The organism is Streptomyces sp. NPDC092952 (genome assembly GCF_044754785.1).
Classification (GTDB): domain Bacteria; phylum Actinomycetota; class Actinomycetes; order Streptomycetales; family Streptomycetaceae; genus Streptomyces.
The window spans coordinates 25,808-38,493 of sequence record NZ_JBIVPT010000003.1; the positions used below are offsets into that span (position 1 = coordinate 25,808).

The 12,686-nt window shown below is 73.8% G+C and carries 9 protein-coding genes and 1 tRNA gene; 5 read left to right on the forward strand and 5 right to left on the reverse strand.

The window, feature by feature from the left end; translation table 11 throughout:
- Window positions 1–47: 47 nt before the first annotated feature.
- The 5 genes from ACIQGQ_RS07770 (at window position 48) to ACIQGQ_RS07790 (ending at window position 8,577) form a co-directional block, all read left to right on the forward strand.
- Window positions 48–2,243, forward strand: a complete 2,196-nt coding sequence (locus ACIQGQ_RS07770) for a DNA polymerase III subunit gamma and tau (protein ID WP_402392055.1) — start codon at window positions 48–50, stop codon at window positions 2,241–2,243.
- Window positions 2,244–2,451: 208 nt separating this feature from the next.
- Window positions 2,452–3,702 (forward strand): phosphoribosylamine--glycine ligase, encoded by a 1,251-nt coding sequence (purD, locus tag ACIQGQ_RS07775; protein WP_402392058.1) that lies wholly within the window; start codon window positions 2,452–2,454, stop codon window positions 3,700–3,702.
- A gap of 257 nt (window positions 3,703–3,959) precedes the next feature.
- A complete protein-coding gene (locus tag ACIQGQ_RS07780) occupies window positions 3,960–5,675 on the forward strand; it encodes a hypothetical protein (RefSeq protein ID WP_402392061.1) in 1,716 nt (571 codons plus the stop codon).
- Window positions 5,676–5,941: 266 nt separating this feature from the next.
- Window positions 5,942–7,405 (forward strand): N,N-dimethylformamidase beta subunit family domain-containing protein, encoded by a 1,464-nt coding sequence (locus tag ACIQGQ_RS07785; RefSeq protein WP_366298282.1) that lies wholly within the window; start codon window positions 5,942–5,944, stop codon window positions 7,403–7,405.
- A 257-nt stretch (window positions 7,406–7,662) separates the two neighbouring features.
- Complete coding sequence (locus ACIQGQ_RS07790; protein ID WP_402392064.1) at window positions 7,663–8,577, forward strand: phosphoribosylaminoimidazolesuccinocarboxamide synthase; 915 nt, start codon at window positions 7,663–7,665, stop codon at window positions 8,575–8,577.
- A 171-nt stretch (window positions 8,578–8,748) separates the two neighbouring features.
- Here ACIQGQ_RS07790 and ACIQGQ_RS07795 read toward each other — a convergent pair.
- The 5 genes from ACIQGQ_RS07795 to ACIQGQ_RS07815 form a co-directional block, all read right to left on the reverse strand.
- Window positions 8,749–8,821: transfer RNA gene (locus ACIQGQ_RS07795), tRNA-Gly, on the reverse strand.
- Window positions 8,822–8,843: 22 nt separating this feature from the next.
- A complete protein-coding gene (locus ACIQGQ_RS07800) occupies window positions 8,844–9,455 on the reverse strand; it encodes a response regulator (RefSeq protein ID WP_402392067.1) in 612 nt (203 codons plus the stop codon).
- Entirely contained in the window at window positions 9,452–10,756 is a 1,305-nt protein-coding gene (locus ACIQGQ_RS07805) for a sensor histidine kinase (RefSeq protein ID WP_402392070.1), read from the reverse strand. The genes ACIQGQ_RS07800 and ACIQGQ_RS07805 overlap by 4 nt, the downstream gene beginning before the upstream one ends.
- A gap of 19 nt (window positions 10,757–10,775) precedes the next feature.
- Window positions 10,776–11,603, reverse strand: coding sequence for an ABC transporter permease (locus ACIQGQ_RS07810; RefSeq protein WP_402392073.1), 828 nt, complete (start codon window positions 11,601–11,603; stop codon window positions 10,776–10,778).
- Complete coding sequence (locus ACIQGQ_RS07815) at window positions 11,600–12,568, reverse strand: ABC transporter ATP-binding protein (RefSeq protein ID WP_402392076.1); 969 nt, start codon at window positions 12,566–12,568, stop codon at window positions 11,600–11,602. Before ACIQGQ_RS07815 ends, ACIQGQ_RS07810 begins: the two co-directional genes overlap by 4 nt.
- Window positions 12,569–12,686 lie beyond the last annotated feature (118 nt).

The window sequence follows — 12,686 nt, forward strand, 5'->3', positions numbered from 1 at the left end:
GGTGGTTCCGGGGCTGGTTGTCAGTCGGCCCGGATAACCTCGTAGGTGTGTCGTCCCTTGCGCTGTACCGCCGCTACCGCCCCGAGTCGTTCGCCGAGGTCATCGGGCAGGAGCATGTCACCGACCCGCTGCAGCAGGCGCTGCGGAACAACCGGGTCAATCACGCGTACCTGTTCAGCGGTCCGCGCGGGTGCGGCAAGACGACCAGCGCGCGCATCCTGGCCCGCTGCCTGAACTGCGAGCAGGGGCCGACGCCCACCCCGTGCGGGGAGTGCCAGTCCTGTCGGGACCTCGCGCGCAACGGGCCGGGTTCGATCGACGTCATCGAGATCGACGCCGCGTCGCACGGTGGCGTGGACGACGCCCGTGACCTGCGGGAGAAGGCGTTCTTCGGGCCCGCGTCGAGCCGCTACAAGATCTACATCATCGACGAGGCGCACATGGTCACCTCGGCGGGGTTCAACGCCCTGCTGAAGGTGGTCGAGGAGCCGCCGGAGCATCTCAAGTTCATCTTCGCCACGACCGAGCCCGAGAAGGTCATCGGCACGATCCGGTCGCGTACGCACCACTACCCCTTCCGCCTGGTACCGCCCGGGACGCTGCGGGACTACCTCGCGGAGGTCTGCGGCAGGGAGGGCATCCCCGTCGAGGACGGCGTGCTGCCGCTCGTCGTGCGGGCCGGGGCGGGGTCCGTGCGTGACTCGATGTCGGTGATGGACCAGCTGCTGGCCGGTGCCGCCGAGGACGGTGTGACGTACGCCATGGCGACGGCGCTGCTCGGGTACACGGACGGCTCGCTGCTCGACTCGGTCGTGGACGCCTTCGCGGCCGGCGACGGTGCGGCCGCCTTCGAGGTGGTGGACCGGGTGATCGAGGGGGGCAACGATCCGCGCCGGTTCGTCGCCGACCTCCTGGAACGCCTGCGCGACCTGGTGATCCTCGCCGCCGTGCCGGACGCGGGGGAGAAGGGGCTGATCGACGCCCCCGCCGATGTCGTCGAGCGGATGCAGGCCCAGGCGTCCGTCTTCGGTGCCGCCGAGCTGAGCCGCGCCGCCGACCTGGTCAACACCGGGCTCACGGAGATGCGCGGGGCGACCTCGCCGCGCCTCCAGGTGGAGCTGATCTGTGCCCGGGTGCTGCTGCCCGCCGCCTTCGACGACGAGCGTTCGCTCCAGGCCCGGCTCGACCGGCTGGAGCGGGGCGCCTCCTTCGCGACCACGGGCCCGGGGCCCGCCATGGGGTACGTCCCCGGGCCCGAGGCCCTGGCCCACGCGCCCATGCCCGCCGCCCCGGCCGTGCCGCCCGGCGGTGGGCCCGCCGCCGCCCGCGCGGCGGTACGGGGGGACGCGCCCGCGCCGGTCCAGGCACCGCCTCCCGCCGCTGCGGCCCCGCCCGCCCCGCCCGTCCACGAAGCCCCGGCTCCCCCGCCCGCCGCCGCTCCCCCGCCCGCCGCCGGTCAGCGGCCCGGGGCCTGGCCCACGGCCGCCGCGCCGGAGTCGGGCCGCCGCCCCGGTGGCTGGCCCACGGCCTCCGCCCCCGGCCAGTCGCAGCCCCCTCGGGCCGCCGCCCCCGCACCCGCCACGCCCGCCGCCCCGCAGGCTCCCGGAGCCGCCGAGCCGAGCGCGGGCATGGCCCAGGGCGCCGCCCAGGTACGGAACATGTGGCCGGACGTCCTGGAGGCGGTGAAGAACCGCCGCCGGTTCACCTGGATCCTGCTCAGCCAGAACGCGCAGGTCACCGGCTTCGACGGCAGCACGCTGCAGATCGGCTTCCTCAACGCGGGGGCCCGCGACACCTTCGCGAGCAGCGGCAGCGAGGACGTGCTCCGCCAGGCCCTCGCCGAGCGCTTCAACGCCCAGTGGAAGATCGAGACCGTCATCGACCCGTCGGGGGGCGGCGGTGCGCCTCCGCAGGGCGGTGGCGGCCGTCCCCACGCCGCAGCGCCGCAGTACCAGCCCCCCGCGCCCCAGCAGAGCTACGAGCCCCGCCCGGCCGCCCCCGCGCAGCCGGAGCCGAGCCGGTCGCAGCCGTCGCCCGGACCGTCGCAGCCGTCACAGGCGGGCGGCGCGTCCGCCCCGGAGCCCGCTCCCCCGACGTACGCCGCTCCCCCGCGCGCGGTCGCGCCCGAGGACGACATCCCCGAGGCCGACGACCCGGACCTGGTCGACTCGGCGCTCTCCGGGCACGAGCTGATCGTCCGCGAGCTGGGCGCCACGGTCATCGAGGAGTTCACCAACGAGTAGGACGGGCGACCGGGCGGCGGGCCCGGGACGGTGAGGGGCACTGGTCCCGGGGCCACCGCCCGACCCCGCTCGGGGCCCACGCCCCCGCCCGCCACGGCCCGCGCCAGGTCCATCGGGCCCGTCCCCACCGCCGTCGCCGCTCCTCCCGGACCGTCCACGGACCGGAGGCCGTCAAGGACGCAGGGCCCCGGCGGTTAGGCTGCATCCCGTGAAGGTCCTCGTCATCGGCGGCGGCGCCCGCGAACACGCCCTGTGCCGCTCTCTCTCCCTCGACCCCGACGTCACCGCTCTCTACTGCGCTCCCGGCAACGCCGGCATCGCCGAGGTGGCCGAACTGCGCCCGGTCGACGCCCTCGACGGCGACGCCGTCGCGCGCCTCGCCACCGACCTGGGCGCCGGACTGGTGGTCGTCGGCCCCGAGGCCCCGCTCGTCGCCGGGGTCGCCGACGCCGTGCGCGCCGCGGGCATCCCCTGCTTCGGCCCCTCCGGCGAGGCGGCCAGGCTGGAGGGTTCCAAGGCGTTCGCCAAGGACGTGATGGCCGGGGCCGGCGTCCCGACCGCCCGCAGCTACGTCTGCACCAACCCGGCCGAGATCGACGCCGCGCTCGACGCCTTCGGCGCCCCGTACGTGGTGAAGGACGACGGTCTCGCCGCGGGCAAGGGCGTCGTCGTCACCGACGACGTCGAGACCGCCCGCGCCCACGCCCTGGCCTGCGAGCGCGTGGTCATCGAGGAGTTCCTCGACGGCCCCGAGGTCAGCCTCTTCGCGATCACGGACGGCACGACCGTGCTGCCGCTCCAGCCCGCGCAGGACTTCAAGCGCGCCCTCGACGACGACCAGGGCCCGAACACCGGCGGCATGGGCGCCTACTCCCCGCTCCCGTGGGCCGACGCCGGGCTGGTCGACGAGGTCATGCGGACGGTGCTCCAGCCGACCGTCGACGAGCTCCGCCGCCGGGGCACCCCGTTCTCCGGGCTGCTCTACGCGGGCCTCGCGATCACCTCGCGCGGCATCCGGGTGATCGAGTTCAACGCCCGCTTCGGCGACCCCGAGACCCAGGTGGTCCTGGCCCGTCTGAAGACCCCGCTGGCCGGTGTCCTGCTCGGCTCCGCCGAGGGCACGCTCGACGAGCTGCCGCCGCTGAAGTGGCGCGACGAGGCCGCCGTCACCGTGGTCATCGCCTCGCACAACTACCCCGGCACGCCGCGCACGGGCGACCCGATCAAGGGGCTCGACGCCGTCGCGGAGCTGGACGCGCCGCACGCGTACGTCCTGCACGCCGGGACGAAGAGGGACGGCGACGCGATCGTCAGCGCGGGTGGCCGGGTGCTGTCCGTGACCGCGACCGGCAAGGACCTCGCGACCGCCCGCGAGCGCGCCTACACTGCGGCCGGCCGGATCGGCCTCGACGGCTCCCACCTCCGTACCGACATCGCCCGCCGGGCCGCGGAGGGCTGACGCCAGGGCTGCCACCGCCCCGCGGACCGTACTGACGCGCCGCTGCCCCAAGGGGCGGCGGCGCGTCAGCAGCTTTAGCCAAAGCCATTCCATCGAGTGACGGCTGAGCCATCCGGATGACGCCTGCCAAAGCCCCAACTAGGGTGCGGCGCAAGCATTCCGGCACATGGCCCACCGGCATTGCGATGTCGGTGACGGGTGCCACAGTGGGGGAGTGAACTACACCGTCGCGGGGGCAGAGGGGGTGACGTCCGGCCGTGTCCGGTACTGGTGCAAGTGAGGAGCCGGGTGCGCTGAGCGCGCGCGCCCGGGCCCATGCCCTGCTGCGCATCCGCGGCAGGGCGGCAGCCGTCGCGATCCTGCCCTCGGCGGTGGCCGTGGTGCTGCTCGTGGCGGGTGCCCAGGGATTCGCCGTGGGCAGCGGCTGGGACACGGCGCGCTGGGCCGTCACGGCCTGCGCGGTCGTCGTGCTCCTGCTGGCCGCCACCGTCGCGGTCGCGGTCGTACGGGCAAGGCCGGCGGTCAGCCCGACCGTCCCGCTCCCGGAGCGGGACGCCCCCGACCTCTACCGCCTGGTCGGGGAACTGGCCGACCGGCTCGGGGTCCCCGCCCCCTCGGCGATAGCCCTGACGCCCGACTGCGACAGCTGGCTGGAGGACCGCACGCACCCCGCGGCGAACCCGGGGCTCGGTGGGGCACGGATCCGGAACCGCCGGGAGCGGACCGCTCCGGTGCTGGTCATCGGGTCGCCGTTCCTGTGGTGGATGCGGGTCGGGGAGCTACGGGCGGTGCTCGCCCCGGTCGTCGCGGGCACCGGCCCGTCCGCCCACCCCGACATAGCGGCCGCCCGCCGCTTCGTCCGGGGGCTCGACGGAGCGGTCGCCGACGCCGAGGCGCCCCGGTCCGGCCCGCTGTCCGGCCTGCGCGGAGTGCCGCGCTTCTTCGTCGGCCGGACGGCCCGGCTGCTGCTGCGCAGCTGTCGCGGCCATGTCGCCGAGATGGAGCGGGGCGTCGCCGCCGCCGCGTCGGTCCGCGCCCAGGGGGTGGACTACGGGCTGCGGATCGTCGCCCAGGAGCAGGTCGGCCTCGCCTACGCGGGCTGGGACCGGCTGCTCACCCGGGTCGCCCTGCCCGCCTGGCGGATGGGCCGCTGGCCGAGCCGGCTGGACGCGGGGGTGGTGTCCGCGCTGACCGAGCTGTCCCGGCGCGACCGGCTCGCCGACGGGTTCGCCTCCCGGCTCGGCGAGCGCCCCGCCTGCGATCTGCTGGAGGAGCCGGGCGCGGCCGACGAGGCGGCCTCGCTGCTGGCGGCCCGGCTGTTCCACGGCGGCCCGGCCCGGCCGGGTCCCGACTGGTCCCCGGTCGACTGGCAGGAGTACCCGGAGGAGGTCGTCGACCGGAAGTGGCGCACCGAGGCCGCCCGGCTGCACCGGGTCCTCGACGCGATGACGGCCCCGGCCGGCCTGCCCGCCGCGCCCGTCTCCCCCACCTCCCCCACAACAACCGCCACAGCCGCCTCCCCGGCCCGCCCCGTCGACGCCGGGCCGCCCACCCTGGCCCGCGTCGTCGAGCATCTGGCCGGCCGCCCCGGGGCCGGTGAGGAGCTCGCCGCCGGGATCGACGCCGCGGTCGCCCGTGAGGAGGAGGCGGTGGCCCTGCGCCGGTCCGCCGACGCCCCCGACCCGTGCGGGCCCGACGCCCTCCCGCTCTTCCCGCTCCAGCCGCCCCGTACCGGCACGGAGCTGCTGGCCGACCACGTCACGGCGCTGGTCTGCTGCGCGGCGGTGGACACGGCGGGCGCGGCGCCCGGCCTCGACTGGCTCGACGGCCCCGCCCTGCTGGTCGACGGCGCCCGCCGGGCGGACCTGGGCGTCCCCGTGCTCAGCCTGGTCGAGGACGGGGACGCGGAACCGCTGCGCTCCTGGCTGGACGAGGTCGGCGTACGCATCGACAAGCCCGTACGTCTCGTCTGACCCTTCCGTCCCGGTTTTCACACTCAACACCCGGAATTACAGGCTCCGTTCCCGTCAATTCGCGACGAACGGTGACGGAGTGCGTGCGTTATGTGATGTGCTGGGGATCGGCGCTGACAGCAGGCACGCCGCTGCCGGCGCACCGATGACGCATGACCATCGGCGATCACCATCGGCCATCGGCCCGTTCGGCGCGTACGGCCTTCGATCCGATCGTCAATCAGCCATCGGCTGTTGTCCCGGGGGACTCGAGGGAGGGAATCGGTATGGGGGCGGAGCACATCCGGCGGTGGGAGTCGGGTGCCCTCGCGCACGCCGTCTCCGACCCCTTCGGGCAGGGCCCCCTGCCCTGGCTGCGCGGCAGCGAGAACTACTTCGACGCCAACGGGCACGTCGTCCCCTGGTACGCCGCCCCCGCCCTGGGGAGCTACTACACCGACGGCGGCACCCGCACCGCCGACGACGTGCACCGCCAGATCAAGGGCTTCATCTCCACCGGCGCCGCGGCCCCCGGCGAGGCGATCGACTTCCACGTCACCGTGGATCCGCCGCAGCAGTTCTCCGTGGACGTCTACCGCATCGGCCACTACGGGGGCGACGGCGCCTGCCAGATCACCACGAGCCCCCGGCTCTCCGGAATCGTCCAGCCCGCCCCGCTCACCGCCGACCGCACCGTCTCCTGCCACCACTGGTGGCAGTCCTGGCGACTCCAGATCCCGAGCTACTGGTCGATCGGCGCGTACGTGGCCGTGCTCACCACGGCGGACGGCTACCGCTCCCACATCCCGTTCACGGTCCGCGACGACCAGCCCGCCGATCTGCTGCTGGTGCTGCCGGACATCACCTGGCAGGCGTACAACCTCTACCCGGAGGACGGGCACACCGGCGCCAGCCTCTACCACGCCTGGGACGAGGAGGGCGGCCTTCTCGGCGAGGAGGACGCCGCGATCACCGTCTCCTTCGACCGCCCGTACGCCGGTGCCGGCCTGCCGCTCCACGTCGGCCATGCGTACGACTTCATCCGCTGGGCCGAGCGGTACGGCTACGACCTCGCGTACGCCGACACCCGCGACCTGCACGCGGGCCGCGTCGACCCGTCCCGCTACCGGGGCCTGGTCTTCCCCGGCCACGACGAGTACTGGTCGGTCCCGATGCGCCGTACCGCCGAGCGCGCCCGCGACGGCGGCACCTCCCTGGTCTTCCTCTCCGCCAACACCATGTACTGGCAGGTCAGCCTCTCCCCGTCGCCGTCCGGTGTGCCCGACCGCCTGCTCACCTGCCGCAAACGGCGCGGCCCGGGGAAGCCCACGCTCTGGCGCGAGATCGACCGGCCCGAGCAGCAGCTGATGGGCATCCAGTACGCGGGCCCGGTCCCCGAACCGCACCCCCTGGTAGTGCGGAACGCCGAGCACTGGATCTGGGAGGCCACCGGCGCCGGCGAGGGCGACGAGCTCGCCGGGCTGGTCGCGGGCGAGGCCGACCGCTACTTCCCGCGCACCCCGCTCCCCGAGCACGAGAGCCGCACCCTGCTCGCCCACTCCCCCTACCTGGACGGCGACGGCGTCCGGCGCCACCAGGAGACCTCCGTCTACCGGGCGCCGTCCGGGGCGATCGTCTTCGCCTCCGGCACCTTCGCCTGGTCCCCGGCGCTGGACCGCCCCGGCCATGTGGACCCCCGCATCCAACGTGCCACCGCCAACCTCCTCGACCGCATCTGCAAGCGCGACTAGGGGGTGTCTGATAAATGAGTGCGGGTGAAGGAGCGGGGTCCGGTGCGTGCGATCGCAAGGTGCCGGGGCGTCCGCGTGGCGGAGCCACGTGGGCGGTTCGGCAACGCCGCGAGCGTGCGTGCCGGACCCCGCGACGCCGCAGGCATTTGTCGGACACCCCCTAGGGCCCGGCGCGCGGGCCGGGCCCCCGCGCCGCGCCGCCGCGCCCGATACGGGAGAATCGGAACCACTCCTGGATCAACCTACGCGGAGGCAGCGTGTCCGGATTTGTAGAAAAGCCCGAGCCGGTGGAGGTGCCGGGCCTTACCCACCTGCACACGGGCAAGGTGCGCGACCTGTACCGGAACGCGGCGGGCGATCTCGTCATGGTCGCCAGCGACCGCATCTCCGCGTACGACTGGGTCCTGCCGACCGAGATCCCGGACAAGGGACGGGTGCTCACCCGGCTGTCGCTGTGGTGGTTCGACCAGCTCGCCGATCTCGTGCCGAACCATGTGCTGTCCACCGAGCTTCCCGCCGGGGCGCCCGCGGACTGGGCGGGCCGCACCCTGGTCTGCCGGTCGCTGCGGATGGTTCCGGTCGAGTGCGTCGCCCGCGGCTATCTCACCGGCTCCGGGCTCACCGAGTACCAGCAGTCCCGCACGGTCTGCGGGCTGGCGCTGCCCGAGGGCCTCGTCGACGGCTCCGAGCTCCCGGAGCCGATCTTCACCCCCGCCACCAAGGCCGCCGTGGGCGACCACGACGAGAACGTGAGCTTCGAGGAGGTGGCCCGCCAGGTCGGCGCCGACACCGCGGCCCTGCTGCGCCGCACCACGCTCGACGTCTACGGCCGGGCCCGTGACATCGCCCGCGAGCGCGGCATCGTCCTCGCCGACACGAAGTTCGAGTTCGGCTTCGCGCCCACGGCCGACGGCGGCGAGGAGCTGATCATCGGGGACGAGGTGCTGACCCCGGACTCCTCGCGCTTCTGGCCCGCCGCCACCTGGGAGCCGGGCCGGGCCCAGCCCAGCTACGACAAGCAGTTCGTACGCGACTGGCTGACCTCCCCGGCCTCCGGCTGGGACCGGAAGAGCGAGCAGCCGCCGCCGGCCCTGCCCCAGGAGATCGTGGACGCGACCCGGGCGAAGTACCTGGAGGCGTACGAGCTCCTCACCGGCATGTCCTGGCAGTAGGCCTGTCTCAGTCCCGAGACCCGCACCGGGCGCTCCGCGCCCCGCGTTCCACGTTTCGCATTCCGCCGGAGCGTGGAGCACCCGGTGCGGGGCGCCTCGCCCCCCATGCGGCACATCCGCCGCAACACGAAGAAGCCCCCGACCGGAAGTCGGGGGCTTCTTGCTGAACCGAGCGGACGACCAGGTTCGAACTGGCGACCTCAACCTTGGCAAGGTTGCGCTCTACCAACTGAGCTACGTCCGCAAGCGCCGAAGCGCGAGACCTACTATACCCATCCTCGGCGCCGTGCGAGACGCACTGCGGCATGTCGGTTCTCCGCGCCGAGCTTCGAGGCGGCCGAGGAGAGGTAGTTCCGCACCGTTCCCTGCGAGAGCGAGGCCCGCTCGGCGACCTCCGCGACGGGCGCCCCGTCCGCCGCCAGTGCCAGCACTTCGGCTTCGCGCACGGTCAGCGGGGAGTCCCCCGCCGAGATCGCGTCGGCCGCCAACTCCGGGTCCACGTAACGGTTTCCGGCATGTACGGTGCGGATGATCCCGGCCAGTTGCCGGGCGCTCACGGTCTTCGGGACGAAGCCCCGCACGCCTGCCGCGAGCGCCCGTTTGAGGTGTCCGGGCAGACCATGGCTGGTCACGATCATCGTTCGGCAGTCGGGCAGTTCGGCCCGCAGTGATGTGGCGACACTCACACCGTCGGCGCCCGGCATCTCCAGGTCGAGCACCGCCACATCGGGCCGATGGGCGCGGGCCATGGCCAACGCTTCCGGGCCGGTCGCCGCTTCCGCGACCACCACGAGGTCGTCCTCCAGGGCCAGCAGCGCGGCCAGCGCTCCCCGGATCAGGTGCTCGTCGTCGGCGAGCAGCACCCGTACGGTCGTCATCGTCCTTCTTCCTGGAACGCGGGGGACTTCTCGGCGTCGGGCCCACTGTCGCGGGCGGCGGGCACCTTCGCGGCGAGCGGGATCGTCGCGGTCAGGCGGAACCGCCCGTCCCCCACCGGGCCGGCCTCCAGCGAACCGTCGAGCGAGCTCAGCCGCTCCCGCAGCCCGGCGAGCCCGGAGCCGCCCGGGACCGGCCCGGGGCCCGCCTCGGCCTCCCCGGCACCGGCGCCGTCGTTCTCCATCCGCAGCACGGCCGCGTCCTCCGAGGTGCTCAGCCGGATCACGCAGTGGCTCGGGTCGCCGTGCCGCAGCACATTGGTCGCCGCCTCCCGTACGACCCAGCCCAGCGCGGACTGCACGGGGGCGGGCAGCGACTCGCCGGACTCCCCCGTCACCTCGCACTCGATCCCGGCCGCATCCAGCACGCCACGGGCCCCGGCGAGTTCCGCGCTCAGGTCGGCCTCCCGGTATCCCCGTACGACATCGCGCACCTCCTGCTGCGAGGTACGCGCGATCCGCTGCACCTCGACCATCTGGTCCACCGCCTCCGGTCTGCCACGCTGGGCCAGCTCCACGGCCAGCTCGCTCTTCAGGGCTATGACGGCGAGGTTGCGGCCCATCACGTCGTGGAGGTCCCGCGCGAACCGCAGCCGCTCCTCGGCGACCGCGAGCCGGGCCTGGAGGTCGCGGGCGTCCTCCGCCTGCCACATCACCTTCAGGCTCCAGGCGCTGGGCCGGATGGAGACCAGAGCCATGCCGCTGCCGAAGAACGAGACCGGCACCACCGCCAGCAGCGCCCCGCCCCGGACCCCGGCCGCGGCCAGGACGGCGGCGCTCAGGACCATGAAGGAGGCCGACTGGATGAGGAAGGTCCGGACGGGGACCAGCAGGGTCTGGGTCAGGGCGAACGCGATCGGCGCGTTCATCGCCATGAGGAGCAGCCCGGGTCCGCTGATCCCACCGGTCCCGGCCAGCGCCGCCAGCAGTCCCAGGTCCGCCAGGAGCAGGATCAGCGGGGGCAGTTGGCGTCTGCGGGGAAATTCGGCGATACCGAGATAGTGCTCGTACGACAGGTCCACGTTGCGATTGCTGAGCAGGCACTGGGCGAGGCACACGAGCAGCAGTGCCACGCCCAGCGCGATCGGCAGCGGCGCGTGGCGGATGTCCGTCTTGAAGGCGACCAGCTGCCACGACAGGGTGAATATCCAGGGCATGACCCGGATGGTCCACCGCGAGTAGAGGTCGATCCGCTCCAGCTTGGTGCGCCGCTGCCAGCTGCGGCGCCACCTGCGCACGGGCATCGGCCCACCACGTCCCTTCTCAGCGCCGCGGTTCCCAGCGGAACCGGTGTCGCACAGCAAACACGGCGATCACGGTCCAGGCCAGCCCGGTCGCGGCGGCCATCAGCGGTTCGGAACCATCGGCCCCGCCGAGCCACCCCGTTCGGACGAGCGTCATCACGCCGGTCAGCGGCAGGAGTTCGCAGACCGCCGCCATCCGGTCGGGCATGACCTCCAGTGGGACGAAGAGCCCCGACCCCGTCATCGATATGAAGAACAGCGGAAGGGTGGTCAGCTGCGAGGTCTGGACGGTGCGGGTCACCGCGGAGGTGAGCGCGGCCAGCCCCGCCAGCAGCACGACGCCCAGCAGCAGGCCCGCCAGGAGCAGCTCGGGCCGCCGGGGCGCGGCGAGGCCGAAGAAGGCCGTCCCGGCCACCACGATCACCGCCACCTGCGCCAGAGCGAGCGCGGCAGACGGCAGGGCCGTACCGACCAGGATCTCCGGGTCCGTGACCTCGCCGGTGCGCAGCCGCTTCAGGACCAGGTCCTCGCGCCGGGCCACATAGGCCGAGACCAGGTTCATGTAGACGGCCTGCACCAGCACGATGCCGATGCCGCCGGTGAGCGCCGCCCCGGCGACGCTCAGCCCCGTCCCGTCGAGGACGGACTGCTTCATCGCCGACTTCATCGCCAGCACCATGGCGGCGGGCATCAGCAGGGAGACGAATATCGCCGTCCTGTTCCGGGCGAGCAGGGCGGCCTCGGCCCGCCCCAGGGCGGCCAGCCGGCCCCGGAGCGTCGTCGCCTGTGCGGCCGTTGCGACGGGTGCGGACGGGGCGCTGTCCGGTGCGTTGGTCAGGGTCGTCATGACGCGGTCACCTCTTCCGGCTCCGACGCGCTCTGCGCGATGTCGAGGAATGCTTCTTCGAGCGAGGCCGACCTGGCGTCGAGGCCGAGCAGCCGGACGTCCGACTCCCGGGCCCAGGCCAGCAGTTCGTCCAACGACTCCTGGAGGCGCTGGGTACGGATCTCGATCCGGCCGCCCTCCGCGGCGGCCCGCAGCCCCAGCGGCAGTCTCGCCGCCGTCACTCCGTCCGGGAGCCGGAACCGGATGCGGGCTGGGCGGGCGGCCGTCACCTCGGCCGGGGTGCCCGCCGTCACGACACGGCCCCGGTGCATGATCGCCAGCCGGTCGGCGAGTGACTCGGCCTCCTCCAGGTAGTGCGTGGTGAGGAGCACCGTCGTGCCGCCCTCGCGCAGCTCGCGCACCAGCTCCCAGGTGTCGCGCCGGCCCTCGGCGTCGAGCCCGGTGGTCGGCTCGTCCAGGAACAGCACCTCGGGCCGCCCCAGCAGGGCCAGCGCCAGATCGAGGCGGCGCCGCTCGCCACCGGAGAGCTGTTTGACCCGCACCCGGGCCCGGTGGCCGAGCCCGACCAGCCCCAGCGCCTCGGCGACCGGACGCGCACCGCTGGTGCAGCCCGCCCACATCCGGACCGTCTCGGTGACCGTCAGGTCGGACGGGAAGCCGCCCTCCTGGAGCATCACCCCTATCCGAGGCCGGACGGCGGCCCGCTCGCGGAACGGGTCGTGGCCCAGCACCCGCACGGCACCGGCATCGGGCACGGCCAGCCCCTCCAGCAGTTCGACGGTGGAGGTCTTCCCCGCACCGTTCGTCCCGAGCAGCGCGAAGAGCTCGCCGCGCGCCACCGAGAAGGAGACGCCGGACACCGCCTCGAAGTCGCCGCCGTAGCGCCTCCGCACGCCGTCCGCCTCGATCACGGGGCCGCCTGGGCTCCTGTCGGTCGTGCCCGCAGTTTTCCGGTCGCTGGTCATGCCTACAGATTTCCGCCGGACCACCGCCGGGATCAGTGCGAACTGTCATCACTGCCCATGACAAACGTCATGTGATGAGCGGCACAGCCACGGGAAGGAGAACGGTGGGACGCTGCCC